Genomic DNA, 24,002 nt, shown 5'->3' on the forward strand with positions numbered 1-24,002 from the left:
GGCGGAGGCTTAACCGCGCCGGTTAATTTCCGAAAAGTCGACCGGCGCGACAGCTGCCATCACCTGATCGCGGATGGCGCGGGCTTCATCAGGGCGAAGCGCAACAAAGCGCAGCGTGCCGCCGGCGATTCCGAAATGCAGCGTCACCAGCCCGAAGAGGCGGGCGATCGGTCCTTGAGAGATTTTTGTGCTTTGCACCCGCACTTGCGGGGCAATCGTCAATCGCCGGTTCCACCAATTCTCGCGCGCATAAAGCTGGCGGTCATCGACCAACCACCCCGAATGCCGCCATTGGAGCCAGACCATAGGTAGAAAGATCAACGGTACGGCCAGCATCCATCCGGCGTGCCGGAATGGAGCGTCGGCAAAAGTTATCGTCGCTACAGTCGCAATCGCCATCGCGAGCGCAAGCAGGATGATCCCTCCAAACCACCAGCGTAATGGCCCGCGGCGGAAAAGGGAATCTGCGGCAGGTGGGTCTATCCCCGCCACGGCCATGATCGGCGCGATTTCATCAAGCGTAGCGAGTGGTGCGACCATATGATCGCCTTCTTCCTTGCTTTCCTGCGCGAGGCTAACAAATTTCAGCGCGTGCCACCCGCTGCGCACCCGGATTGGACCCGTTCCTATCACTGCCGTCTGCACCCGCGCAACGGGCATCACCACATCGGTCAGCGTCAACAATCCGCGCCGCCGCCGAAAGCCCTTGGCTGTACGGTCCAACCGAAAGCCATAATCGCGCACGACGGTGCGAACGATGCCGGTTGCAACGCCGATGCCGACCAACGCTGCGAGTGCCGCCACTGCACCGCCGATTTGCACCGTGCGGTCGATATGGCGGATATCGACACCATTCTCCTCCGCCATGCCGATCCAGCGCCGCACATCCCAGACATCGCCGGGCAACAGGAAATCAAATTGCTGAGCCAGTCCGCCTAGTATCGCAAAGATCACCAGACTGAATGAATAGACGCCCAGCGTCAGCAAGCGTTGGAGCGGCATCGTGAAAACTGGCAAGGAGTCGGTTTCGGCGATTGTGTTGGAGCCACCGACTGTTGGCGCGGAATCGGTCTTGCGCGCGCGGATTGTCTCGCGCAAACGCTCGGCCTCCCCGACCGAAACAAAGCTCAGCTTGGCGTCTTCGCCTTCGCCGCCGCCGGTTTCGAACTTCACCTCGCCGAGCCCCATCAGCCGGGCGAGCGGTTTCTGCTCGATGCTGACATCCTGGATGCGGTCATAGGGGATGGATCTTGTGGTACGGCTGATAATGCCCCTTTCGATGCGGATATCATCGTCGGCAATATGATAATGGGTGCGCAGCCATGCCAGCCAGCGGAAGAATAGGCTGACCAGCAACACGGCGAAAATCACCAGCGGGATCAGTTCGGGCCGGTCGCGACTGCCCGATCCGAAAATGACTGCGACGATGGGAAAGAAAAGTTGCGGCAGGCCGGTAACGAACCCGACGAGCAGACCCACCGGGTGGAGGCGCTGGCCTTCCTGTTGCTCTCCGCCCGCTTGCGGGTGGGGGAGGTCTTGCGGAAGCACTGAATTCGCTTCGCTCGGGCCCTCGCCTAACCCCTCTCGCTCGCGGGAGGGGACTGTTTCCTCGATCCCGTTCACCCCTGCGCCACCTTGATATACTCCCGGATCGCCTCGCGCATTGCGACAGCATCGTCATGGCGCAAGCCAGGCAGGCTGACGCTCGCGCCATGATTTCCGGCGGTGTGCACGGTCAGTGTTGCAAGATCATAGCGCCGCATGATCGGTCCCTGATCGACATCAATATGCTGAACCCGGCCGAGCGGAACCACTGTATCGCTGTAAAAGAGATAGCCGCGTTCGACCCGCAGCCGGTCTTCGTCCAGCGCATAGCCCCAATGCCCATAGCGTCTGGCGGGCAGCACAAGCACGAACCAAGCGGTCAGTAAGACGGCGGGGATGATGAACAGCCCGGTGACGGTCAATTGCGCAAATTCGAGGATGAGCGCGCCGGCCAGCGGGATAGCTGCGAAAAGCGCGCTGCCGATCCGCATAACCTGAATATAAGCGGGGTCGAGCGGCTTCAGCGTTTCTTTGGCATCCATGCCCTTTTTATGCGGCCACTGTGTTGGCCTGACAAGACAGTAATTCCTGTCAGCGGCAAGGATTTACCGAGCCAGCGCTTCCTCGGCTTCGGCGAGCAAGGTCGCGATGATCTCTGCCACCGGCTCTTCTTTTTCGACCATGCCGACTGACTGCCCCGCCATAAGCGATCCGCTTTCGACATCGCCCTCGATCGCGGCGCGGCGCAGTGCACCTGCCCAATAATGTTCAATCTGGAATTGGGCTTCGGCCATGTCGATCTCGCCCTTGTCCAGCTTTGCGGCCACCTCGACCTGCTTCCTGGTGAATTCTTCGGTGCCCTTGTTCTTCAGTGCGCGCACCGGAATGACGGGCAGGCGCGGGTCGATTTGGACACTCGCAACTGCATCCCGGGCATTGGCTCGGAAAAAGGCTTTCTTGAATTCCGGATGCGCGATGCTCTCGGTCGCGCAGGCAAAACGGGTACCCAATTGCACGCCGGCCGCGCCCATTTCCAGATAGCTGGCAATCATTCCGCCCTTGCCGATGCCGCCCGCGACAAACACTGGTACTTGATCGCACACTTCGGGTAAGATTTCCTGCGCCAGCACGCTGGTTGCCACCGGTCCGATATGGCCGCCTGCCTCCATCCCTTCGATAATGAGCGCATCGACGCCTGATCGGATCAGCTTTTTGGCAAGCGAGAGTACGGGCGCAAAGCAGATCGCCTTGGCACCGCTTTCCTTGATTGCCTCGAGTGCGCCCTTGGGCGGCAGGCCGCCGGCTAGCACGATATGGCTGACGCGGTGCTTTGCGCATATCGCGATCAATTCCATGATCTGCGGGTGCATAGTGATCAGATTGACGCCGAACGGCTTCGTGGTGAGTGCCTTTGTCGCGGCAATTTCGGCATCTAGCAATTCGGGTGTCATTGCTCCGCAGGCAATCACTCCAAATCCGCCCGCATTACTGATCGCCGAAACCAGATTGCGCTCCGACACCCAGGACATGGCACCGCACAATATTGCGGTTTCACAGCCAAGAAATTCGGTTCCGCGCTGCATCAGATGTGCGAGTTTGGTCATTGGTCAGCTCAATCTCTTTACCGTCGTTCGACGTTCACTCCGCGTCCAGCCCATAGGCTGTGTGCAGCACGCGCACGGCCAGTTCGGTCTCGTCCTCGTCGATTAGGACAGAAACCTTGATCTCGCTGGTTGAGATTGCCTGAATGTTGATCTTGCGGTCGGCCAGTGCAGAGAACATCGTCGAGGCAACCCCCGCATGGCTCTTCATGCCAACGCCGACGACACTGATCTTGGCGACCTTGGTGTCCGGGATCAGCCGGTTATAGCCGATCTTTTCCCGCTGGTTCTGCAACACGTCGCTTGCACGGGCGAGGTCTGCCTGCGGCACGGTGAAGGTTACGTCGGTTTCGCCCTTGTCGCGACCGACATTCTGGATGATCATGTCGACATTGATATTGGCTTCGGCCAGCGGACCAAAGATGTGCGCAACCGCGCCCGGACGGTCGGGGACGCGGGTCAGGGTGACCTTGGCCTCATTCTTGTCGGCGGCGATGCCGGTGATCAGTTGGCGTTCCACGTGGGCTTTCTCCAATTCTTCGTCGGTCACGATCAATGTACCGGGGATGCTGTCAGCGTCGGGTGCGTTTTCGTCGATGAAGGAACTGAGGACCTGCACGCGCACGCCTTCTTTCATCGCAAGCCCGACCGACCGTGTCTGCAGTACTTTCGAACCCACCGAGGCGAGTTCGAGCATTTCTTCGTAAGTGACCGCTTTCAACTTGCGCGCACGGGTGACGATCCGAGGGTCGGTGGTATAGACGCCGTCAACGTCGGTATAGATGTCGCAGCGGTCGGCTTTGATCGCCGCAGCAACTGCAACCGCAGAAGTATCCGATCCGCCGCGCCCCAGCGTGGTTACGCGATTGTCATCTGTCAGTCCCTGAAAACCGGGGATTACGGCAATTGTGCCCTCTGCCATCGAAGCGATCAATTCTTCGCTGTCGATTGTGCCGATGCGCGCCTTGGCATGGGCGGCGTCGGTGTGGATCGGCAATTGCCATCCGAGCCAGCTGCGCGCCTTGCAGCCCAAGGCTTGCAAAGTGATCGCAAGGAGGCCCGAGGTGACCTGTTCGCCGCTGGCAACGACGACATCATATTCGGCAGGATCGTATAGAGGGTTCGCTTCGCGGCAGAAGGTCACCAGACGGTCGGTCTCGCCAGCCATGGCGGATACAACCACGGCGACCTGGTCACCACGTTCGGCCTGACGTTTCACGATTTGGGCGACCCGACGGATACGTTCTGTTCCCGCCATCGAGGTGCCGCCAAATTTCATTACGATCCGGGCCATGAAAACCTGCGCTATTGGGGCTATATTGCGAACGGGCGCCCTGATAGGGACAGGATATGTCAAACGCAAGCACCGCTCCGTCAACAAAAACTACTATCGACCCAAATGAAGCCGCCCATTTCGGTGCGCTTGCCGCGGACTGGTGGGATCCCAGAGGTTCAAGTGCGATGCTGCACAAGCTTAATCCGGTGCGCCTCGGGTTTATCCGCCAGCAGATCGATTTGCATTTCGGTAGCGATGAAAAAGCGATGAAACCGTTGTCGGGAAAGACTGCTCTTGATGTCGGGTGCGGTGCGGGTCTGTTGTGCGAACCGCTGGCGCGCCTGGGGGCGGCGGTCACGGGCGTCGATGCAGCTTTGGAGAATATCGCGGCTGCCAAGGCCCATGCGGCCCAGTCGGGGCTGGATATCAATTATCACGCTGGCGAACTGGCGGCGCAGAATTTGGGCCAGTTTGATCTGGTCAGTTCGATGGAAGTGATTGAGCATGTCACCGACCCTGCGGCCTTTGTTGGTGGGCTGGCAGCGCGGCTGAAGCCGGACGGGCTGCTGATCCTGTCGACCCCGAACCGGACCACTGCGTCGAAACTGTTACTGGTCGAGGCCGCCGAACGGCTGGGGCAGGTGCCGCGGGGCACGCATGATTGGGACAAGTTCCTGAACCCGGATGAGGTCACCGCATTGCTTGCCGATGCTGGGTTGGCTGTGGCGGCGATCGAAGGAATTGCCGTTTCGCCGCTATCGGGCCTGCATCTCAGCGAGAACAAGGCGCTGAATTATATATTGGCGGCGCGGTTTTCTTGATCCTCTCCTAACAGGAGAGGAGCCCCTCAATCATATCCCTGATCAGCGTAGCTATCGTCGGCAAGGTCGCTGAACCGGGTGATCTTCGCTTCAAACTTCATGCGCACCTTGCCGGTTGAGCCGTGGCGTTGTTTGGCAACGATCAGTTCGGCGGTACCGAAGACGCGCTCCATTTCCTGGCGCCACTTTTCATATTCCTCGGTGGCTTTCGCATCACCCTCGCTGCCATGCTTGGGCTCACGCGCCGCGACATAATAATCCTCGCGAAATACGAACCAAACCATGTCGGCGTCCTGCTCGATCGATCCGGATTCGCGCAAGTCCGAAAGCTGCGGGCGCTTGTCTTCGCGCTGTTCGACCGCACGTGAAAGCTGCGATAGTGCGATCACCGGGACCTGCAATTCCTTTGCCAGCGTCTTCAGGCCGCGCGAAATTTCTGAGATTTCGTTCACGCGGTTGTCGCTGCTGCGCGACGAACCCTGCAACAACTGCAGATAATCGATCACGATCAGGCCGATGCCATGCTTGCGCTGCAGGCGACGCGCGCGGGTGCGCAGTGCGGCAATTGTCAGCGCAGGCGTATCGTCGATGTAGAGCGGCAGTTCCTGCAACTCGCGGCTAGCGCGCGAAAGCTCGCGAAAATCCTCGCGGCTGATCTTGCCCATGCGCAACGCTTCGGAACTGATGCCTGATTGCTCAGCAAGGATACGCGTCGCCAGCTGGTCCGCAGACATTTCAAGACTGAAAAAGGCGGTCTTGGCGCCAACACCCTTTTCCTCAGGGATGCCATCCTCCCGGTCACGCAGCCAGCGCTGCGCCGCATTGAAGGCGATGTTGGTGGCAAGCGAGGTCTTGCCCATGCCCGGGCGTCCGGCAAGGATGATAAGGTCGGAATTATGCAGGCCGCCGCATTTGGCGTTTATGCTGTCGAGGCCTGTGGTCACGCCCGAAAGATGTCCACCCGAATTCAGGGCCTTTTCGACATTTTTGATCGCCTCGGTCGATGCGGCAAGGAAGCTTTTCATGCTTCCGGTTTCACCTTCGCCCTCGGCAACCTTGTAAAGCTGCGCCTCTGCCTGTTCGATCTGCGCCTTGGGGTCGACAACATCGCTGGTGTCGAGCGCTCCCGCCACTAGCCCGCGCCCGACGCTTACCAATTCGCGCAACAGGGCAAGGTCGTAAATCTGCTGGGCAAAATCCCGCGCGCCGATCAGGCCAGAGCCGTCGGCCGTCAACCGGACGAGATAGCCGGGGCCGCCCAGCTCCTTCATAGTCTCGTCGCTTTCGAACAGCGGCTTCAGCGTCACCGGCGTCACAAGCATATTGCGGTCGATCAGCCGCAATATCTGGTCATAGATGCGCCCATGTAGCGGTTCGAAGAAATGTTCTGGGCGCAGCTTGATCGAGACATCTTCAAGGATGCGGTTGTCGATCATCAGCGCGCCAAGGAAGGCCGCCTCTGCCTCTACATTGCGCGGCAGGCGCTGCTCCTCTCCATCATTGGAGGCGGCAAGTCGGATCGGTTCGGCCATGGTGATGCTATCGAATAGCATGGCGTTGTAGGCAAGGGGGACAAAAAATTGTTCCGGGGACAGGCCTGTGGACAATTTACCGGACGGCTCTTGCCCCTGCCGTTGCATAGGTTAGAGGAAAGTCATGGCAGACCCGCGTATCATTTCCGTCGATCTTGACGAAGCGACCATCTTGCGTCGCAACGCTGATATCGAACAGGAACGGCGGGTGGCGATCTTCGATCTGATCGAGGAAAATCATTTCAAGCCTCTGCGCGATATGGGCGGCGGCTATGAAGGGCCTTTTCGCCTCAAGCTCAGCGTTACCGAAGGCCGACTGATCATCGATATCGCCCGCGAAGACGGGACGCCGCATGAGGCACTTATCCTTGGTCTTGGCCGTTTCCAGCGGCCGGTTCGCGAGTATTTCGCGATTTGTGACAGCTATTATCAGGCGATTCGCAAGGCGACAGCTGCGGAAATCGAGACGATTGATATGGCTCGGCGCGGGGTCCACAATGCTGCCGCCGAACTGCTGATCGAACGGCTCGAAGGCAAGATCGAGGTCGATTTTGCAACCGCGCGGCGATTGTTTACGTTGATTTGCGTCCTCCATATCAAGCAATAGGCGTTCGGGGACAATCAGGATTGTATGAATGGCCAGCGCTAATTTCCGGACGTGGCGAAACGTCGCAATCGTGCTTGCCCTGCTTCTGGGCGTGTTTGTCGCCTGGCGCGCGGCGGGGGGTTATGCCCCATCGCGCAACGAATTTGCGGTGCAGGGCATTGTGGTCGATTCGCAGGTTGGCCCCATAAATTGGCCGACGCTGGCAGCGACGGGCGTTGATTTCGCCTATATCGCTGCGACCGATGGGGTGAAGCCGCGCGACAGCCGCTTTGCCGCTAACATGGCAGGCGCAGCCGATGCAGGCGTGCGCTATGGTGCGCTTCACCGTTTTGATTTGTGCCGATTGGCGAGTGATCAGGCGACCAGCTTTATCACCACCGTTCCACGCAGTGAAACGGCGTTGCCTGCGGCGGTCGAATTCCATTTCAGCGAGAGCTGCGCTGCCCGGCCGGACCGGGCGCTGGTTTTGTCCGAGGTTGCAACCTTTCTCGGGCAGGTAGAGGCCCATCTTGGAAAGCCCGCAATCCTGAAACTTTCTCAGGAGTTTGAGGAACATTACCGGCTGACAACTGCAATTGACCGCAATGTCTGGCTTGAAAAGACTTGGCTGCTGCCTGATTACGCCGCCCGCCCCTGGGTGATGTGGACCGCGAATCTGTCGCGCCGTGTAGAGGGCGTTGATCAAACTGTGGAATGGGCGGTGGTGCGCGAATGACGATGAATGCAGAAAAATTGGTTGCGGCGGCAGTCGCCGCTGCGAAAAATGCCTATGCGCCTTACTCCAACTTCCATGTCGGCGCGGCGTTGCTTCTTGATAATGGCGATGTCGTGACTGGCGCTAATTTCGAAAATGCCAGCTACGGAATGACGCTGTGTGCGGAAACTGTCGCGATTGCCAAGGCGAACAGTGATGGTCAGATGCGCCGGATCGTCGCAATCGCGGTTGCCGGCGGGCCCAAGGCGGGCGACGGCGGCACAACATTAGGGGCTGAGGCAATCACCCCCTGCGGCCGCTGCCGCCAAGTAATCAAGGAAGTTGCCGATGAAGTCGCAATCGATCTGCCCGTCTATTGCGCCAAGCAAGGCGGGCATGACACGCATTTGCTGTCGGAATTGCTGCCTTATGGATTCGGCCCTGCAAGTTTGAAGTAAAAATCGCGCCTTGCGCTTGCTTGGCAAAGCGGCAAAAGCTTTGCGCCATACAGGGAGGCTTCATGGCAATTCTTTCGGACAAGTGGATCAGGCAGCAAGCTAAAGAAAACGGGATGATCGAACCGTTCGTAGAGGCGCAGCGCCGCGACGGTTGTATCAGCTATGGCCTGTCCTCCTATGGTTATGACGCGCGCGTTGCGCCTGAGTTCAAGATTTTCACAAATGTCGATTCGAGCGTTGTCGATCCGAAGGAATTCGATCCCAAAAGCTTTGTCGACCGCGAAACCGATGTCTGCATCATCCCGCCCAACAGCTTTGCGCTTGCCCGCACCGTTGAATATTTTCGCGTGCCGCGCGACGTGCTCGTCATCTGCCTCGGCAAGAGCACCTACGCCCGTTGCGGGATTATCGTCAACGTAACCCCGCTCGAGCCGGGCTGGGAAGGCCATGTCACGCTGGAATTTTCCAACACCACGCCGCTGCCCGCGAAGATCTATGCCAATGAAGGCGCGTGCCAGTTCCTCTTCCTGCAGGGCAATGAGCCCTGCGAGACCAGCTATGCCGACCGTGCGGGCAAATATATGGGACAGAAGGGCGTTACGCTGCCCCGGTTGTGATCTTGGAATTCGGCTAAATCATTACCCTCCCGCATGCGGCAAGGAAGGAAGCAGTCGACGTCCCGTCTTGCCCAATTTAATCGATCAATTAAACATGGCGCCCATACAGCCAGAGGAGAGGCCCCATGACCACCCCGCTTTTTGACCAATGGCGCAGCCGATCCCCGCATTATGACGAAAGCCATGAGGCAGTGTGTGATACTGTGCGCCGCTTTGTTGAGCGCGAGATTACACCCCATGTTGATGCTTGGGAGGCTGCAGGCGAATTGCCCCGCAGCTTGCACAAAAAGGCAGCCGAGGCCGGCATATTGGGCCTTGGCTATCCAGCCGAATTTGGCGGCACCGGACGTGCGGATTTCGATATCTTCCACTCGCTGGTCCAATCAGAGGAACTGTGCCGGCCTGGCGCGGGCGGTATCCCCGCTTCGCTGATGACGCACGGCATCGGCCTGCCGCCGATCCTGGCCATGGGTAGCGAAACGATGAAGGCGCGGATTGCGCCAGAAGTGCTGAGCGGCGAGAAGATCATTGCGCTCGGCATCACCGAGCCGTCTGGCGGATCGGATGTCGCGAACATCCGGACCAAGGCAGAGCGCAAGGGCGCAAGCTATATCGTCAACGGCAGCAAAACCTATATCACCAGCGGCATGCGGGCCGATTATGTGACGCTGGCGGTGCGCACTGGCGGGCCGGGCATGGGTGGCATTTCGTTGCTACTGGTGGAGACAAACCAGCCCGGTTTCACCCGCACCCCGCTTGCCAAAATGGGCTGGCATGCCTCGGACACCGCAACATTGCATTTCGACGATGTCGAGGTGCCTGCAGAAAATTTGATCGGCCCCGAAAATGGGGGGTTCATGGGCATCATGCGCAATTTTAATGGCGAACGGCTTGGCATGGCGCAGCAGGCGGCGGCCTATGCCCGCGTCTGTTTCGAGGATGCTCTGGAATGGGCACAGCAACGAGAGGTGTTCGGCAAGCCGCTGGTTCGTAATCAGGCGATCCGGCACAAGCTGGCCGACATGATCCGCCAGATTAACGCGACCCAGGCTTTTATCGACCAATGTGCGTGGAGCGCGAGAGCGGACAAGGCCTTTCCCGGCGACTTCGCATTGCTGAAGGTGCAGGCCACCCGCACCATGGAATTTTGCGCGCGTGAGGCCTGCCAGATATTGGGCGGCGCAAGCTTCATGCGCGGCTGCCGCGTCGAACGCATCTATCGTGAGGTGCGCGTGATGGCGATTGGCGGGGGTAGCGAGGAGATTATGTTCGACCTGGCAGGGCGGCAGTACAATTTCTGACGGCGCATAGGTCGCGCGCACATGAGGCCACCGCGAAAACACTGTTTTGACTTCGACCGGCCATGGGCGCATCTGCTGGACCAACATAGAATCAGGAGAGAGCAATGTCCAAGGATGCCCGCGAATTTGACATCATCGTCTATGGAGCCACCGGCTATACAGGCCGGCTTGTCGCCGAATATCTGAAGGACAAGGCGGGCCTGAAATGGGCGATGGCGGGGCGCAGCCAAGCGAAGCTGGAGGAGGTGCGTGATCTGATCGGTGCGCCGGCGGATACACCGCTGGTCGTTGCCGATGCCTCTGATCCGGCATCGCTCGACGCGATGGCAAAGCGCACCAAGGTGGTGCTGACCACGGTTGGCCCCTATCAGCTTTACGGCAATGAACTGGTCGCGGCCTGTGTGGCCAATGGCACCGATTATACCGACCTGTGCGGCGAACCTGCATGGATGCGCCAGAAAATCGACGAACATCATGAAGCCGCCAAGGCGAGCGGAGCGCGGATTGTGTTTTCGGCCGGTTTCGATTCGATCCCTTTCGACCTTGGCGTGCTGATGCTGCAACGCCATGCGACGGAAAAATTCGGTACGCCTGCTCCGCGCGTAAAAGGCCGGGTGCGTGCGATGCAGGGCAAATTTTCGGGTGGGACGGCTGCCAGCCTGAAGGCGACGATGGCGGCCGCGGCAAAGGATCGCGCGGTGATCGGCTATCTCACCCACCCGTTCAGTCTTGCGGGCGGCTTTGAAGGGCCGGCCCAGCCGGCGGGCAATGCGCCCGAATATGACGAGGGGCTGGACAGCTGGGCGACCAGTTTCATCATGGCGCCGATTAACACCAAGAATGTCCACCGCACCAATGCGTTGCTCGGCCATCCTTATGGCACCGACTTTGTTTATGATGAAATGATGCTGACCGGTCCGGGAGATGCGGGAAAGCAGGCCGCCGACTTTGTTGCCAAGACGCCGATGATTGGCACGGCAAACGATCCCAAGCCGGGCGAGGGGCCGACCAAGGAAGAACGCGACACCGGCTTTTACGATGTGCTGTTTGTCGGTGAATATCCCGATGGCCGGCGTGCGCTCTATTCGGTAAAGGGTGATCGCGATCCGGGCTATGGCTCGACGTCGAAGATGATCGCTGAAACCGCCATCGCCCTGGTTGAAAATGACGGACCTGGCGGGGTTACTACCCCCGGTGCGGCCTTGGGGGCGAAGCTGGTCGATCGGCTGCAGGCGCATGCCGGGCTGACCTTTACGGTTGAAGGCTAGGCGTCACTTCCTCCTCGCTTGCGGGAGGGACGTTGGTTTTCTGCTATTCACTTCCCCTTCAGCATGCCGCTCCCTATATGGCGCGTCATGCTGGGACGTCTGTTCAAAAAAGCCATTCCTTTCCGTCCGCTTGATACGGCGCGCGTGCCTGATGGCGTGCGCGTGTATGCGATCGGCGACATTCATGGGCGCCATGACCTGTTGACGGCGCTGCTCGCCAAAATCGAAGCCGATGATGCGGCGCGCGGTGCGGCAGAGACGCAGATTGTGTTTCTCGGCGACCTTGTGGATCGGGGGCCGGACAGTGCGGCCGTGGTTGAAACGGCGATGGCGCTGAAAGCAGCGGGACGGAATGTTCGTTTCCTCGCCGGCAACCATGAGGAAGTGTTCATCAAGGCTTGCCGCGAACGCGATTCAAAGACGCTGCGTTTCTTCCTGAAGATTGGCGGCGACGCGACGCTACAAAGCTATCCGATCACCCGCTCTGAATATGTCGAGCTGGATATTGAACAGCTTGCAGAACGGCTCGAAACGCTGGTGCCGGAGGCGCACCTTGCCTTCCTCGAAGGTTTCGAGGACATGATCATCGTCGGCGATTATGCCTTTGTTCATGCCGGCGTCCGTCCCGGCGTGCCGCTGGATCAGCAGAAAACGAGCGATCTGCGCTGGATTCGCGACGAATTTGTTGGCCAGCGGGGCGATCTGGAAAAGGTCATCATCTATGGCCACACGATTTATGAGGATGTCGACGAGCGCGGATCACGGATCGGTATTGATACCGGGGCCTATGACAGCGGCAAACTGACGGCGATCGGCCTTGAGGGCGGTGAGCGCTGGTATCTGCAGACCTGAAACGACAATGTGCCGGTGCGGCGACTGAATGTCATGATAAAGGGCGGTGCCTTGCGGACCGCCCCTATCAATTTTTTGCCGGTTCAGGTTTGTTGTCAGGCGACCTGCGCCTCATCATATTCCATGTCTTCCAGATCGCGCAGCACATAGCCGCGGCCCCAGACGGTTTCGATGTAGTTTTCCCCGCCACAGGCCAACGCCAGTTTCTTGCGCAGCTTGCAAATGAAGACATCGATGATCTTGAGTTCGGGTTCGTCCATGCCGCCATAAAGGTGGTTGAGGAACATTTCTTTGGTCAGCGTGGTGCCCTTGCGCAGCGAGAGTAACTCGAGCATCGCATATTCTTTGCCGGTCAGGTGCACGCGGGCACCATCGACTTCGACGGTTTTGGCGTCGAGGTTCACAGCCAGCTTTCCAGTGCGGATCACCGACTGGCTGTGGCCTTTTGAACGGCGCACAACTGCGTGGATACGGGCAACCAGTTCTTCACGGTGGAACGGCTTGGTCACATAATCGTCGGCACCAAAACCAAAGCTGCGTACCTTGCTGTCCATTTCGGAAATGCCCGAAAGGATCAGAACCGGCGTCTGCACCTTGGCGACACGCAATTTCTTCAGCACGTCATAGCCGTGCATGTCGGGCAGGTTGAGATCGAGCAGGATGATATCGTAATCATACAACTTACCCAGATCGAGGCCTTCTTCGCCCAGATCCGTCGAATAGACATTGAATCCCTCGGTCGCGAGCATCATCTCGATAGCTTTCGCGGTGGTAGGTTCGTCTTCAATCAGCAACACGCGCATGCGGCTCGCCCCTTTTGCTTAATGCAACCCCCGATAAACCGCTGCCCGGAATGGCAACGCGCCCATCGGCTGTAATTAACCATAAGGGAAATGAACTGAAAAGGTTAATTTGGTGTTAACGCGCAGAAATCCACGAGTCGCGAGTATCGGAATGCGCGAAAGTGACTCAAATCCTTGGGTTTTTGAAAATCCCTGACGGAAAAAATTTTCGGCGCCCCCTGCTTTGTGCAGTCATTTTGGTTCATTGCGGCTTTGCAAAGCTTCGATCTCGCGTTAGCAATGCCGCAGCTATCGCGCGCTTCGACCGGTAAATGTCGGCGAAGCGCTCAATGAGGGGACTATTCATGAAGCTGCATAAACTCGCTCTGTTTCTGACCGTGTCAAGCCTGGCCGTGCCCGGGTTCGCGCAGGATGCAGGCCTGCCCGACGATGCCAATAAGGTCACTGACACGGCCGAGCAGTCGATCGTCGTTACCGGATCGCGGATCAAGCGTGACCCGAATGACAGCTCGCTGCCGGTTACCGTGATCACGCCTGACGATATTTCGCGTGAAGGCATCAATAGCCCCGAACAGCTCATCTCCTTCCTGACCAGCAACGGCAATGGTGCCGACAATTTGGCGTCTAACTCCGACGTAACCAGCGGTGCTCAGCGCGGCACCAACGGTCTTTCTGCTGCGAACCTGCGCGGTCAGGGTTCGGCGTCGACGCTTGTTCTTCTGAACGGTCGCCGCGTGGCTGCTCACGGCCTTACCGGTGCAGCGGTTGACGTAAACCAGATCCCCTTCGCTGCGATCGAGCGTATCGAAGTGCTGAAAGATGGCGCCTCGGCCATTTACGGCACCGACGCGATTGGCGGTGTGATCAACTTCATCACGAAGAACAATTTTCAGGGTCTTGCCTTGAATGGCTTTGTTGACATCGCTGAAGCGGGTGACAGCCCGATCTACCGCCTTTCGGGTACGGTCGGTTATGGCGACATCAATGACGATGGTTTCAACGTCATGGCCGCGGTCAGCAAAAGCTGGAACGGTGTGCTCTATGGTAAGGATCGCGATTTCGTAAACGGAAATCAGCCGAATCGCGGCCTTTCGGTCGATACGCGTGGTACCCCGATCGCCACTATGTTCCCTGCCAATCCGAACAGCATTTTTGCGCCCACAGGTTCGCTGCTCGGCGGAACCACCGGTGCGACTGTGCTGTCCGGACTTGTGATCCCCGGTACGACGACACTGGCAAATGGCGGAATCAACTTCCTTGATCTTCCCGGCGGCGCAGGTTGTGCAAGCATGGAAGGCGGCATGGCTTATGATGAAGTACTCTGGGCTATCCCTGGCGCGCGTTTCGCCTGTTCGTGGGATACCGGTCGTGCGGCCACGCTGCAGCAGCCGCTGGAAACACTGACCTATTATGGCAAGGCAACGTTGGCTTTGGGCGATCATCGCATCGCTGCCGAAGTGACCGGATCGGACGCCGATTCATCGAAGCGTTTCTCGAACAACCAATATTCGATCAACGCGACCTCGTTGCCGCTTTACTATCCGCTCAATGCGACGACGGCTTCGACCTATAACGACATCTACAATCGCCTGCTTGCGGTTTTCCCGGCAATCGCGCCGAATTATGGAAAGCCGATTGCCTATCGCTGGCGCAACGTGGCGGGTGACCGTCGTGAATATGAAACCAACACCAAGACGCTCCGCGCTGGCCTGAATATCGAAGGTCCGCTGGCCAAGGGCTGGGATTATCGCGCTGGTGGTTCCTATGCGAAGAGCGAATCCTCCTCGGTCCTCGGAACCGGTTATCATTATCGCGGCGTATTCCCCAATGCGGCTTCGGCTGTGGCATCGGGTATTGCTGGCGCGGTCTCGGGCGGTCTCGATACGCGTGCCCCGATTGCACCGGGCGCAACTGCTCCCGGCATTGTCGGCCTACTGAACAGCGGTATCCTCAACCCCTTCTCGCTCACCCAGTCGGAGGCAGCGCTGGCAGCCCTTGCCGCAATTTCAGCTGAAGGCACCACGCTCTATGGCGGTCAATATGAGGTGAAGCAGTTCGACGCGTCGATTTCGGGTTCGCTTTTCGACCTTCCCGGCGGCGCGGTGCAGGTTGCCCTGGGGGCTGACTATCGGAAGGAAACTTACAGCTTCAACGGCTCGCCCGCCGCAGCTGCAAACCAGCCCGATATCTTTAACGTCGCTTTCGACAATGTGAACGCGCTGACACCGAAGAACCGCACGGTGAAGGCGGTTTATGGCGAAGTTCTGCTTCCGGTCTTTGACATGCTTGAAGTAACCGGTGCCGTCCGTCTCGACGATTATAGCGGCTTCGGCTCGACCGTGAATCCGAAGGTCTCTGCGAAATTCCGTCCCGTCGACTGGCTGATGTTCCGCGGTTCGTATAACACCGGCTTCCGCGTGCCTGCGTTTAACCAGATCTTCAACGGCGTGACGCAGTCGCCTAACCCAGGCAACAACCTTACCGATCCGACGACCTGCCCGGCAGGCGGCGTGATTAACGTAACCCCCGGTTGTGCAGCCATCACCCCGGATTCGCTGTCTGGCGGCAACCTGAATTTGGGCCCTGAAACGTCCGAGCAATATTCGCTCGGCGTGGTGTTCCAGCCCAGCTCGCGGCTCAGCGCGTCGTTCGATTTCTGGTCGATCGCGGTTGACGATACGATCGGGTCGCTGACCATCCGTCAGCTTCTGGACAACATTCGCGACTTCCCGGATCGCGTGGTTCGCACCAACAACATCATCACCCTGCTTGACCTGCGCGCCGACAATATCGGTTCGCGCCGTACAGAGGGCCTTGAAGTGTCGCTACGTGCTGGTGCCGATGTGCTTGGTGGAGAGCTTACCGCGGGTCTTGATGGCACCTATCTGCTGAAAAAGCGTGAAAAGTTCCTGCCTGCATCGCCCTTTGGCCCGAGCCTGATCGGTATCTTTACCTATGCCGGCGACCTTGGTCTCAAGTGGAAGCATAATGCGTTCCTTAATTACTCGAAGGACGATTTCACCCTCACGCTGTCGCAGCTTTTCCGCAACGGCTACAAGAACAACGCGCTGCCTGCGTCGGCCACACGGCCTGACTATAATGCGCGGGTGAAGAGCTATGTGATCTACAATATGTCAGCCAGCTATGCGTTTGATGAACGTTTCAAGCTGACCGGTGGTATCAAGAACTTGTTCGACACCGATCCGCCGTTCGCGATCACCTATGACAGCAACACCGGTGCCGGCAGCAGCTGGGAACCGCGCGTTGCCGACCCGCGTGGACGTTCGTTCACCCTGGGTGTGGAGGCAAAGTTCTGACGCCAACACGTCGCCATTTGATCGCAGGGCTGGGGGCGCTGGTTGCGGCCCCAGCCCTGCCGCTTTTCGAAGCAACAGCAGCGCCTTCTGCTGTGACAAAGCGTGTTGCAGGGCCGCGGCTGCGCCCCGGCGATACCATTGGCCTGATAGAGCCAGCCTCGGCTAGCGACGATCCGTTTGACCTGACGCTGGTTGAAGAGGCGGTTCGGGCGATGGGACTGGTTCCCAAGCGCGCGCCCAATCTTGCAAAGCGCTACGGCTATCTTGCGGGGCAGGACCAGGAACGGGGCAGCGACATCACCACGATGTTCGCTGACAAGGATGTGCGTGCGATCTTTGCTGTCCGCGGCGGCTGGGGATCGGCCCGTGCCCTGCCTTATGTCGACTGGGATGTCGTACGCGCCAACCCGAAATTCCTGTTGGGCTTCAGCGACATTACTGCGCTGCATATGGCGATTGCGGCCAAGGGTGGCGCCTATACGCTGCATGGACCTAACGCTGGTAGTGCATGGGGTAAATCGTCGTTGGCGTCGTTCAAAGAGATCGCCTTTGACGGCGGAACGCCCTTGTTGGTCAATCCGCCTGCCAATGAAGACAGGTTGGTGCAGCGGCGTTGGCGCACCGTTAAGATCAGGGGCGGCAAGGCACAAGGCCGTTTGCTTGGCGGCAATCTGACTGTGCTGACGGCGCTGGCCGGGACGCCTTATTTGCCTGATTTTACCGGCGCGATCCTGTTTCTCGAAGACGTCGACGAGGCTGAATATCGAATCGACCGGATGTTGACCCAATTGGGGCAAGCTGGCGTGCTTAAGGCGCTTGCCGGTGTTGTGTTCGGTCAATGTACCACTTGCCGCGATCCTGACGGCAGCGGCCCGGGCGGCGGCTTCACACTGAATTCGATCCTGCGACAGCATTTTGGGCCGCTCGGTATTCCTGCCTTTGAAGGCAGTTGGTTCGGCCATATCGCCGACCAGTTTACGATACCACAGGGCGTAATGGCCGAAATCGATGCCGATGCAGGAACGCTGAAGATCATGGAGCCGGCGGTTGCCTGATCTTACCAGAACGGGCTGACAGCTTTTCTGGCGGTTGCCTTCGGGCGGTGCTAAACGAACCGCATGCCGTTTGAACTGCCTGAAGACCTGCTGGAAGAGAACTTTCTCGCCGCAACCGGCCCGGGTGGCCAGAATGTCAACAAGGTCGCGACCGCGTGTCAGTTGCGCGTGAATATATTCGGATTGGGATTGCCGCCCTTTGCCTTTCGCAAACTGAAGATGTTGGCGGGCAGCAAGATGACAGCCGCAGGCGAATTGATCGTCACTGCGCGCAACCATCGCACCCGCGAAGCCAACCGTGCAGAGGCACGTGCGCGGATCGTCGAACTGGTCGATCAGGCGTTTGTGCGTGAAGCACCCCGGATCAAGACCAAGCCGTCACGCGCGGCTAAGGCGCGGCGGGTCGATGCCAAGAAAGAGCGCGGAGAGATCAAGAAGAATCGTGGCAAAATCAGTTTCGACTGATTAACGCAGTGCCATGTACGCATTTGATATCGCGAGCGATGCTCCCAAGTCCGAACTTTATGCCAATCTTCTGTCTGCTGCTGATGCGCTGACGGGTGGTGAATCTGATGGCATCGCCAACATGGCGAATATCTCCGCTTTGCTTTGGCAATTCCTGCCTGATCTGAATTGGGCGGGTTTCTATCGCATGGTGGATGATGAACTTGTCCTCGGTCCCTTTCAGGGTAAGGCGGCCTGCATCCGCATTCCGCTCGATAAAGGCGTGTGCGGCGCGGCTGCGCGCGAAGCGAAAACGCAGCGGGTTGACGACGTCCATGCCTTTCCGGGGCACATCGCCTGCGATGCAGACAGCAGATCCGAGCTGGTCGTGCCTATACTGCGGGGCAGCGCCGTTATCGCTGTCATTGACCTCGATAGCCCGCGTCCCGCACGTTTCGACGAAGAGGATGCGCAAGGCATTGAGGCGTTGGCACGGCTTCTCGCTGATCGGATTGGATAACCATTCGCTCAGGCGATGTCCTCAAGGACGAGCGCCTCGATGGAAAGTCGCGCGCTGTCCTTCGAAGGTTCGACAGCATAAGCCATGATGTCCGCGACGAACATGCCGGGCAGGTTAAATTCGATATCGGGAAGGGCATTGGCAAGGACTGAAAGTCGTGCTGCGGCATCTTCGCCCTCCAATGCGATCAACATATTGAGCCTCGCTCCGGAAAAGGTTGCGCTGTGCCAGTCGCGCAGCGTCCAATCGTTACATTGGGCGCCTTCGATCCGTTGAAGCAGCGCGGGGATAAGGGCGCGCGGCGCTTGACGACCTGTCATGCCGCATGCCGAGCATCGATTTCGGCAGCATGCGGCGCGTAGGCCGCCATGAACGCCTCGGCCTGCGCGACCATTTTAGGCCGCAGGCTGCGTCCGTTTCGCATATCCAGCACCAGCCTGGGATCCCGCGCGACATGGCGTCCAAAAGTGGTAGGAGCCATCGCATGAAGGCGCAGGAATCTCTCAATCTTGCGGTTGATGTGCATTTGTTGCTTTCCTTTCCATTCACACCACCCAGTTCGATTTCATGCCGCCACCCGACGAATCGGACGAGAACATAATAAAAACATTATTCATAGGAAAAATCCTACTTGTCTAGGAAAATTCCTATCTGTATAGCTTGAGTATGAAAATCGCCGATCCGCGCGCTGAACTGGAAAGGCTTACCCGCCAGCATGGGGCGGATTATGCCGCGCTGTCACGGCTTGTCGGCCGCAATCCTGCCTATATCCAGCAGTTCATCAAACGTGGCAGCCCGCGAAACCTTCCCGAGCGCGAACGGGCGATATTGGCGCGCTATTTCGGTGTCGATGCCCGGTTGTTGGGGGCACCTGACGATGACGGCGCAGTGCAGCCGGACGGGTTGCATCTCGTACCCAAACTGGCTGTGGGGGCTTCGGCTGGCGCAGGCGCTTGGGCCGAGGGAGAGGCGCTGGCCGGACGTGTCGGCTTTGATGAGGCCTGGCTGCGCAAATTGGGAGTCGACCCGAAGCAGGTGTCGCTGATCCGCGTCGAGGGCGATTCGATGCAACCTGTGCTGAACGACGGCGATGACATCATGGTTGATCGGGCGGCGGCGTTCCGGACGCTGCGCGATGGTATTCATGTGATCCGGCTTGACGGCGTTCTGATGGTGAAGCGATTGGCTCGGGCACCTGGCGGGCTCTTATCGGTGCTGTCGGACAATCCCGCCTATCCCAGCTGGCCCGAACGCGATCCGACCGAGGTGGAACTGGTCGGACGGGTCGTCTGGGTGGGGCGCCGGTTGTGATCAGTCTTGCGTTCGCGCCGCTGCCTCGCCACATAGCTAGTCATGTCGAACATCACATCCAGCATGAACGCTCAGCCGCCCTTGAAGGCGGTGATCATCCCTGTCACGCCACTTGAACAGAATTGTACCCTGTTCTGGTGCACCGAAACCAACAAGGGTGCGCTGGTCGATCCCGGCGGCGACTTGCACAAGCTGAAGGATGCAGTGGCAAAAACGGGGGTGCAGCTGGAAAAGCTGCTCGTCACCCACGGCCATCTTGATCATTGCGGCCAGACAGGGATGCTGGCGCAGGAACTCGGCCTGAAAATCGAAGGTCCGCATGAGGAAGACCGCTTCTGGATCGCCCAGTTGGACAATGATGGCAAGCGCTGGGGGATGGAAGCGAAGACCTTTGAGCCTGATCGTTGGCTGAAGGATGGTGATACTGTGACCGTCGGTAATCTGACTCTAGATGTTATTCACTGCCCAGGACACACGCCGGGGCATGTGGTTTTCTACCACGGTCCGAGCCGCCTCGCGATTGTTGGCGATGTGCTGTTCCAGGGGTCAATTGGCCGCACCGATTTTCCACGCGGCAACCATCAGGATCTGATCGATTCGATCACTCAAAAGCTTTGGCCGCTGGGCGACGATGTGACCTTCATTCCCGGCCACGGCCCGACCAGCAATTTCGGCCATGAACGCAAGGTCAACGCTTATGTGTCGGATTATGCGTTAAGCTGATTTCGTTACCCCCTCTCCCCCATCCTTGTGGGATGGGGGAGCAAGGAAATCATCAAAGGGCGGCGTAAACGCTCCACAGCGCATAACCACCAAGGCCCAGCAAGGTCAGCATGGTGATCAGCGTACCGACCATCCGGCCCTTGCCAAGCGTGCCGCCATCCATGCCGAGGCCATGGGCCAGACGGCCAATGATGAAGGCAATGCCTACCCACCACAACCATTGCGGGCTGCCTTGGGTTGCTTCGATTGCCGCGATCAGGATCAGCGCAAAGGGTGCGCTTTCGACAAAATTGGCATGGGCGCGCATGCGGCGGATCAGAAATTCATCGCCGCCGTCACCGATCGAGACGCTTGCTTTGCCGCGGGCTTGGCCGCAGCGGATCATGAGCCAGATATTGACCAGTGCGGCGCCCGCAGCGATCGTGAGCGTAATAGGTAATGTAAGCATGTTTGTCCTCCCGTTGTTCGAAAGCATTGCTAACAGCCATCTGCAACCTTGCAAAGCACGGAAAAATCGCTAATAGCCGCCCCTCATCCGCAGCTTCTGGGTGTATGGGCGCCGCTTCCGGCCTTGCTTGCCAGTGTCGCCAACATGCTCTAGAGCCGCAGAAACACTATATATTTTGAAATGGAACAGGTGCCGAGATGGCTGTCCCCAAGAGAAAAACTTCGCCGTCCAAGCGCGGCATGCGTCGCAGCCATGATTCGCTGAAGGTAGAAGCCTTTCAGGAATGCTCGAACTGCGGTGAACTGAAGCGTCCGCACCATGTGTGCACGGCGTGCGGCCATTATAACGGCCGTGAGGTTCTGGCTGTAGCCTAATTCGGTCGCTCTCTGACCAATCGGGAGACGATATTGTGACCAATTCGCCGCGTATCGCCATTGATGCGATGGGCGGAGATGAAGGTGTGCGCGTGATGGTCGCAGGAGCCGCACTCGCGCGGCACCGCCACGACCGCTTCAAATTTCTTCTCGTTGGTGATGAGGCTCAGATCAAGGCGGCGCTGGACGAGCATCCCAATCTGCGTGCTGCGTCCGATATTCTGCACACGACAGAAATTGTGACTGGGGACGATAAGCCCAGCCAGGCGCTGCGCAAATCGCGTAACAGTTCGATGGGGCTGGCAATTAACGCCGTAAAGTCCGGCGATGCTGCTGCAGCGGTAAGCGCCGGGAACACCGGCGCGCTGATGGCGATGTCAAAACTCGCATTGCGCACCATGCCGGGCATTGATCGCCCAGCGCTGGCCGCACTCCTGCCAACGCTCGGCGATACAGATGTGGTAATGCTTGACCTGGGCGCCAATACCGAATGCGATGCGCGCAATCTCGTGCAGTTCGCTGTAATGGGGGCTGCCTATTCGCGGATCCTTTACGGTTCGGAAAAGCCGCGTGTACGCCTGCTCAATATTGGTACCGAAGAATTGAAGGGCACCGACTCGCTGCGCTTTGCGGCGCAGCATCTGCGCGGCTCGCCCGAACTGCACATGAATTTTGAAGGCTTTATCGAGGCCGACAAGATCAACCGAGGCGATTGCGATGTTGTCGTCTGCGACGGCTTCTCCGGCAATATCGCATTGAAATCGATTGAGGGTGCGGCGCGCTTTGTCACCGACCTGTTGCGGCGCGCCTTTACCAGTTCGATCCGGTCGAAATTTGGATTTCTGGTTTCGCGTCCGGCAACAGAATTGCTGCGCCATCATCTCGATCCGAACAACCATAATGGTGCGGTGTTTCTGGGCCTGAACGGCGTCGTCGTGAAAAGCCATGGCAGTGCCAGCATCAAGGGTGTGGCCAATGCTGTCGAAGTGGCTGCTCGTTTAGTCGAGGAAGATATCACCACCCGCATCGTTCAGGATCTGGAGCAGGTTTCCAGCAAGGAAGTGATCGAAGAATGACGGGGACGATGCTGCGCGCAGTCATCAAAGGTACCGGTTCGGCGCTTCCGAAGGAGCGGGTTTCCAATGCCGATCTGGCCGAAAAGGTCGACACTTCCGACGAATGGATCACCGAGCGCACCGGAATAAAATTCCGTCATATCGCAGGGCCGGATGAAACGACTGCGACGTTAGGCGCAGAGGCAGCGCGCAATGCGCTTGATGCTGCGGGAATGACGGCGGCGGATATCGACCTGATCATCGTGGCCACTTGCACCCCCGATCAGACTTTCCCGGCAGCGGCAACTAAGGTTCAGGACATGCTGGGCCACCATGGCGGCGTGGCGTTTGATGTTGCTGCGGTTTGTTCGGGCTTTCTCTACGCTTTTTCAGTCGCCGAGAGCATGATTCGCGCGGGTTCTGCGAAAAATGCGCTGGTCATTGGCAGCGAAACGATGACGCGTCTGCTCGATTGGGAAGATCGCGGCACCTGCGTGTTGTTCGGGGATGGTGCCGGCGCGGTCGTGCTGTCGGGTGAAATCGGTGAAGCCGGTGTGCTTGCGACCCGGCTGCATGCCGATGGCCGCCATAATGAATTGCTCTATGTCGACGGAGGGCCTTCGACAACCGGTACAGTTGGAAAGTTGCGGATGCAGGGGCGTGAAGTATTCCGCCATGCCGTGACCAACCTTGCAGGCGTGATGCACGAAGTTTTGGCCGAAGCGGGCATGGAGGCCAGCGAGATTGACTGGGTCGTTCCGCATCAGGCCAATGCCCGCATCATTGATGCCACCGTGCGCAAATTGGGATTGCCTGCCGAACGCGTTGTTCTGACCGTATCCGAACATGCCAACACCTCGGCCGCGTCGGTACCTTTGGCGTTGGATGTTGCGGTTCGGGATGGGCGAATCAAGAAGGGTGATATCGTGGTTCTGGAGGCCATGGGCGGCGGATTTACCTGGGGGGCATCGGTTGTGCGAATGTGATAAACAGGCGCGTGGGGAAATCTTCGCCAACTGTTTTACATCCATCTGATATTGCACTATGTTCCGAGGAATCACGGTCGCGCTTGAATCGAGGAGTATTCGATGGCTGATGCTGGAACTTTGACGCGTGCGGACATTGCAGAGGCTATCAACCGCCAGGTCGGTCTCTCGCGCGCAGACGCGTCGGCTATGATTGAATCGATTCTTGACCATATGATTGACGCGCTGGTCGCGGGCGAAAATGTGAAAATTTCCGGTTTTGGTACCTTTGTTCTGCGCGACAAGGCGCAGCGAGTTGGCCGCAATCCGAAAACCGGCGTTGAAGTGCCGATCACACCACGCCGCGTCCTTACCTTCCGCGCCAGCCAGGGGCTGCGGCAAAAGGTCAAGTAAC

27 protein-coding genes are annotated in these 24,002 nt (G+C 58.6%); 18 read left to right on the plus strand and 9 right to left on the minus strand.

Annotation, left to right across the window (positions count from 1 at the left end; translation table 11 throughout):
• Nucleotides 1–9: 9 nt before the first annotated feature.
• The 4 genes from RSE16_05825 to RSE16_05840 form a co-directional block, all read right to left on the minus strand.
• On the minus strand, nucleotides 10–1,548 hold the full coding sequence (locus RSE16_05825; GenBank protein ID WRH76986.1) for a PH domain-containing protein: 1,539 nt from the start codon (nucleotides 1,546–1,548) through the stop codon (nucleotides 10–12).
• Nucleotides 1,549–1,619: 71 nt separating this feature from the next.
• Complete coding sequence (locus RSE16_05830; protein WRH76987.1) at nucleotides 1,620–2,087, minus strand: PH domain-containing protein; 468 nt, start codon at nucleotides 2,085–2,087, stop codon at nucleotides 1,620–1,622.
• Between the two features lie 63 nt (nucleotides 2,088–2,150).
• Nucleotides 2,151–3,149: a nitronate monooxygenase gene (locus RSE16_05835; GenBank protein ID WRH76988.1), complete on the minus strand. Its 999-nt coding sequence runs from the start codon at nucleotides 3,147–3,149 to the stop codon at nucleotides 2,151–2,153.
• Nucleotides 3,150–3,183: 34 nt separating this feature from the next.
• Nucleotides 3,184–4,440 carry an aspartate kinase gene (locus RSE16_05840; GenBank protein WRH76989.1) on the minus strand — a complete coding sequence of 419 codons (1,257 nt, stop codon included), beginning with the start codon at nucleotides 4,438–4,440 and terminating at the stop codon, nucleotides 3,184–3,186.
• Between the two features lie 56 nt (nucleotides 4,441–4,496).
• On the opposite strand from RSE16_05840, the gene ubiG reads away from it, so the two are divergent.
• Nucleotides 4,497–5,243: a bifunctional 2-polyprenyl-6-hydroxyphenol methylase/3-demethylubiquinol 3-O-methyltransferase UbiG gene (gene ubiG, locus RSE16_05845; protein WRH76990.1), complete on the plus strand. Its 747-nt coding sequence runs from the start codon at nucleotides 4,497–4,499 to the stop codon at nucleotides 5,241–5,243.
• A 26-nt stretch (nucleotides 5,244–5,269) separates the two neighbouring features.
• On the opposite strand, the gene RSE16_05850 is transcribed toward ubiG, so the two are convergent.
• Entirely contained in the window at nucleotides 5,270–6,775 is a 1,506-nt protein-coding gene (locus RSE16_05850; protein WRH77305.1) for a replicative DNA helicase, read from the minus strand.
• A gap of 124 nt (nucleotides 6,776–6,899) precedes the next feature.
• On the opposite strand from RSE16_05850, the gene RSE16_05855 reads away from it, so the two are divergent.
• The 7 genes from RSE16_05855 to RSE16_05885 all read left to right on the plus strand — a co-directional run bounded on the left by RSE16_05855 (nucleotide 6,900) and on the right by RSE16_05885 (nucleotide 12,572).
• Nucleotides 6,900–7,382: a UPF0262 family protein gene (locus tag RSE16_05855; protein ID WRH76991.1), complete on the plus strand. Its 483-nt coding sequence runs from the start codon at nucleotides 6,900–6,902 to the stop codon at nucleotides 7,380–7,382.
• A gap of 28 nt (nucleotides 7,383–7,410) precedes the next feature.
• Nucleotides 7,411–8,097 carry a GH25 family lysozyme gene (locus tag RSE16_05860; protein WRH76992.1) on the plus strand — a complete coding sequence of 229 codons (687 nt, stop codon included), beginning with the start codon at nucleotides 7,411–7,413 and terminating at the stop codon, nucleotides 8,095–8,097.
• The gene (locus RSE16_05865) at nucleotides 8,094–8,534 is read left to right on the plus strand and encodes a cytidine deaminase (GenBank protein ID WRH76993.1); all 441 of its coding nucleotides are present in this window, start codon (nucleotides 8,094–8,096) and stop codon (nucleotides 8,532–8,534) included. Before RSE16_05860 ends, RSE16_05865 begins: the two co-directional genes overlap by 4 nt.
• 62 nt (nucleotides 8,535–8,596) lie before the next feature.
• Nucleotides 8,597–9,151 (plus strand): dCTP deaminase, encoded by a 555-nt coding sequence (gene dcd, locus RSE16_05870; GenBank protein ID WRH76994.1) that lies wholly within the window; start codon nucleotides 8,597–8,599, stop codon nucleotides 9,149–9,151.
• A 125-nt stretch (nucleotides 9,152–9,276) separates the two neighbouring features.
• Entirely contained in the window at nucleotides 9,277–10,452 is a 1,176-nt protein-coding gene (locus RSE16_05875; protein WRH76995.1) for an acyl-CoA dehydrogenase family protein, read from the plus strand.
• A 104-nt stretch (nucleotides 10,453–10,556) separates the two neighbouring features.
• Nucleotides 10,557–11,720, plus strand: coding sequence for a saccharopine dehydrogenase NADP-binding domain-containing protein (locus RSE16_05880; protein WRH76996.1), 1,164 nt, complete (start codon nucleotides 10,557–10,559; stop codon nucleotides 11,718–11,720).
• Between the two features lie 87 nt (nucleotides 11,721–11,807).
• On the plus strand, nucleotides 11,808–12,572 hold the full coding sequence (locus RSE16_05885) for a metallophosphoesterase family protein (GenBank protein WRH76997.1): 765 nt from the start codon (nucleotides 11,808–11,810) through the stop codon (nucleotides 12,570–12,572).
• A gap of 95 nt (nucleotides 12,573–12,667) precedes the next feature.
• Here RSE16_05885 and RSE16_05890 read toward each other — a convergent pair whose 3' ends face one another.
• Nucleotides 12,668–13,375 carry a response regulator transcription factor gene (locus RSE16_05890; GenBank protein ID WRH76998.1) on the minus strand — a complete coding sequence of 236 codons (708 nt, stop codon included), beginning with the start codon at nucleotides 13,373–13,375 and terminating at the stop codon, nucleotides 12,668–12,670.
• Nucleotides 13,376–13,719: 344 nt separating this feature from the next.
• Here RSE16_05890 and RSE16_05895 point away from each other — a divergent pair, with 344 nt between their 5' ends.
• From RSE16_05895 to RSE16_05910, 4 genes are all read left to right on the plus strand, one after another.
• Nucleotides 13,720–16,692 carry a TonB-dependent receptor gene (locus RSE16_05895; GenBank protein WRH76999.1) on the plus strand — a complete coding sequence of 991 codons (2,973 nt, stop codon included), beginning with the start codon at nucleotides 13,720–13,722 and terminating at the stop codon, nucleotides 16,690–16,692.
• Nucleotides 16,689–17,747: an LD-carboxypeptidase gene (locus RSE16_05900; protein WRH77306.1), complete on the plus strand. Its 1,059-nt coding sequence runs from the start codon at nucleotides 16,689–16,691 to the stop codon at nucleotides 17,745–17,747. The genes RSE16_05895 and RSE16_05900 overlap by 4 nt, the downstream gene beginning before the upstream one ends.
• Nucleotides 17,748–17,810: 63 nt before the next feature.
• Nucleotides 17,811–18,212, plus strand: coding sequence for an alternative ribosome rescue aminoacyl-tRNA hydrolase ArfB (gene arfB / locus RSE16_05905; protein ID WRH77000.1), 402 nt, complete (start codon nucleotides 17,811–17,813; stop codon nucleotides 18,210–18,212).
• Nucleotides 18,213–18,225: 13 nt separating this feature from the next.
• A complete protein-coding gene (locus RSE16_05910) occupies nucleotides 18,226–18,711 on the plus strand; it encodes a GAF domain-containing protein (GenBank protein WRH77001.1) in 486 nt (161 codons plus the stop codon).
• Between the two features lie 8 nt (nucleotides 18,712–18,719).
• On the opposite strand, the gene RSE16_05915 is transcribed toward RSE16_05910, so the two are convergent.
• Both RSE16_05915 and RSE16_05920 read right to left on the minus strand, forming a co-directional pair.
• Nucleotides 18,720–19,031, minus strand: a complete 312-nt coding sequence (locus tag RSE16_05915; GenBank protein WRH77002.1) for a hypothetical protein — start codon at nucleotides 19,029–19,031, stop codon at nucleotides 18,720–18,722.
• The gene (locus tag RSE16_05920) at nucleotides 19,028–19,237 is read right to left on the minus strand and encodes a hypothetical protein (GenBank protein ID WRH77003.1); all 210 of its coding nucleotides are present in this window, start codon (nucleotides 19,235–19,237) and stop codon (nucleotides 19,028–19,030) included. Before RSE16_05920 ends, RSE16_05915 begins: the two co-directional genes overlap by 4 nt.
• A 140-nt stretch (nucleotides 19,238–19,377) precedes the next feature.
• Between RSE16_05920 and RSE16_05925 the strand changes: the two genes are divergently transcribed.
• Together RSE16_05925 and RSE16_05930 are read left to right on the plus strand one after the other, a co-directional pair.
• Nucleotides 19,378–20,022: a S24 family peptidase gene (locus tag RSE16_05925; protein WRH77004.1), complete on the plus strand. Its 645-nt coding sequence runs from the start codon at nucleotides 19,378–19,380 to the stop codon at nucleotides 20,020–20,022.
• Nucleotides 20,023–20,064: 42 nt separating this feature from the next.
• On the plus strand, nucleotides 20,065–20,745 hold the full coding sequence (locus RSE16_05930) for an MBL fold metallo-hydrolase (protein ID WRH77005.1): 681 nt from the start codon (nucleotides 20,065–20,067) through the stop codon (nucleotides 20,743–20,745).
• Between the two features lie 52 nt (nucleotides 20,746–20,797).
• On the opposite strand, the gene RSE16_05935 is transcribed toward RSE16_05930, so the two are convergent.
• Nucleotides 20,798–21,193, minus strand: a complete 396-nt coding sequence (locus RSE16_05935; GenBank protein WRH77006.1) for an MAPEG family protein — start codon at nucleotides 21,191–21,193, stop codon at nucleotides 20,798–20,800.
• A gap of 197 nt (nucleotides 21,194–21,390) precedes the next feature.
• Between RSE16_05935 and rpmF the strand changes: the two genes are divergently transcribed.
• The 4 genes from rpmF to RSE16_05955 all read left to right on the plus strand — a co-directional run bounded on the left by rpmF (nucleotide 21,391) and on the right by RSE16_05955 (nucleotide 24,001).
• A complete protein-coding gene (gene rpmF / locus RSE16_05940) occupies nucleotides 21,391–21,567 on the plus strand; it encodes a 50S ribosomal protein L32 (GenBank protein ID WRH77007.1) in 177 nt (58 codons plus the stop codon).
• 68 nt (nucleotides 21,568–21,635) lie between these two features.
• The gene (gene plsX / locus RSE16_05945) at nucleotides 21,636–22,643 is read left to right on the plus strand and encodes a phosphate acyltransferase PlsX (protein WRH77307.1); all 1,008 of its coding nucleotides are present in this window, start codon (nucleotides 21,636–21,638) and stop codon (nucleotides 22,641–22,643) included.
• An 8-nt stretch (nucleotides 22,644–22,651) separates the two neighbouring features.
• Nucleotides 22,652–23,608 (plus strand): beta-ketoacyl-ACP synthase III, encoded by a 957-nt coding sequence (locus tag RSE16_05950; GenBank protein ID WRH77308.1) that lies wholly within the window; start codon nucleotides 22,652–22,654, stop codon nucleotides 23,606–23,608.
• Nucleotides 23,609–23,710: 102 nt separating this feature from the next.
• A complete protein-coding gene (locus RSE16_05955) occupies nucleotides 23,711–24,001 on the plus strand; it encodes an integration host factor subunit alpha (GenBank protein ID WRH77008.1) in 291 nt (96 codons plus the stop codon).
• Nucleotide 24,002 lies beyond the last annotated feature (1 nt).

This window comes from Sphingobium sp. (assembly GCA_035196065.1).
Classification (GTDB): domain Bacteria; phylum Pseudomonadota; class Alphaproteobacteria; order Sphingomonadales; family Sphingomonadaceae; genus Sphingorhabdus_B; species Sphingorhabdus_B rara.

Coding starts and splice junctions, on each gene's coding strand:
- ubiG (WRH76990.1), top strand. CDS start 4,497: ATGTCAAACGCAAGCACCGCTCCGTCAACAAAAACTACTATCGACCCA.
- RSE16_05925 (WRH77004.1), top strand. CDS start 19,378: ATGAAAATCGCCGATCCGCGCGCTGAACTGGAAAGGCTTACCCGCCAG.
- RSE16_05890 (WRH76998.1), bottom strand. CDS start 13,375: ATGCGCGTGTTGCTGATTGAAGACGAACCTACCACCGCGAAAGCTATC.
- RSE16_05865 (WRH76993.1), top strand. CDS start 8,094: ATGACGATGAATGCAGAAAAATTGGTTGCGGCGGCAGTCGCCGCTGCG.
- rpmF (WRH77007.1), top strand. CDS start 21,391: ATGGCTGTCCCCAAGAGAAAAACTTCGCCGTCCAAGCGCGGCATGCGT.
- plsX (WRH77307.1), top strand. CDS start 21,636: ATGGGCGGAGATGAAGGTGTGCGCGTGATGGTCGCAGGAGCCGCACTC.
- RSE16_05855 (WRH76991.1), top strand. CDS start 6,900: ATGGCAGACCCGCGTATCATTTCCGTCGATCTTGACGAAGCGACCATC.
- RSE16_05835 (WRH76988.1), bottom strand. CDS start 3,149: ATGACCAAACTCGCACATCTGATGCAGCGCGGAACCGAATTTCTTGGC.
- RSE16_05895 (WRH76999.1), top strand. CDS start 13,720: ATGAAGCTGCATAAACTCGCTCTGTTTCTGACCGTGTCAAGCCTGGCC.
- RSE16_05860 (WRH76992.1), top strand. CDS start 7,411: ATGGCCAGCGCTAATTTCCGGACGTGGCGAAACGTCGCAATCGTGCTT.
- arfB (WRH77000.1), top strand. CDS start 17,811: ATGCCGTTTGAACTGCCTGAAGACCTGCTGGAAGAGAACTTTCTCGCC.
- RSE16_05830 (WRH76987.1), bottom strand. CDS start 2,087: ATGGATGCCAAAGAAACGCTGAAGCCGCTCGACCCCGCTTATATTCAG.
- RSE16_05915 (WRH77002.1), bottom strand. CDS start 19,031: ATGACAGGTCGTCAAGCGCCGCGCGCCCTTATCCCCGCGCTGCTTCAA.
- RSE16_05955 (WRH77008.1), top strand. CDS start 23,711: ATGGCTGATGCTGGAACTTTGACGCGTGCGGACATTGCAGAGGCTATC.
- RSE16_05840 (WRH76989.1), bottom strand. CDS start 4,440: ATGGCCCGGATCGTAATGAAATTTGGCGGCACCTCGATGGCGGGAACA.
- RSE16_05850 (WRH77305.1), bottom strand. CDS start 6,775: ATGGCCGAACCGATCCGACTTGCCGCCTCCAATGATGGAGAGGAGCAG.
- RSE16_05880 (WRH76996.1), top strand. CDS start 10,557: ATGTCCAAGGATGCCCGCGAATTTGACATCATCGTCTATGGAGCCACC.
- RSE16_05935 (WRH77006.1), bottom strand. CDS start 21,193: ATGCTTACATTACCTATTACGCTCACGATCGCTGCGGGCGCCGCACTG.
- RSE16_05885 (WRH76997.1), top strand. CDS start 11,808: ATGCTGGGACGTCTGTTCAAAAAAGCCATTCCTTTCCGTCCGCTTGAT.
- RSE16_05950 (WRH77308.1), top strand. CDS start 22,652: ATGCTGCGCGCAGTCATCAAAGGTACCGGTTCGGCGCTTCCGAAGGAG.
- RSE16_05910 (WRH77001.1), top strand. CDS start 18,226: ATGTACGCATTTGATATCGCGAGCGATGCTCCCAAGTCCGAACTTTAT.
- RSE16_05920 (WRH77003.1), bottom strand. CDS start 19,237: ATGCACATCAACCGCAAGATTGAGAGATTCCTGCGCCTTCATGCGATG.
- RSE16_05875 (WRH76995.1), top strand. CDS start 9,277: ATGACCACCCCGCTTTTTGACCAATGGCGCAGCCGATCCCCGCATTAT.
- RSE16_05930 (WRH77005.1), top strand. CDS start 20,065: ATGTCGAACATCACATCCAGCATGAACGCTCAGCCGCCCTTGAAGGCG.
- dcd (WRH76994.1), top strand. CDS start 8,597: ATGGCAATTCTTTCGGACAAGTGGATCAGGCAGCAAGCTAAAGAAAAC.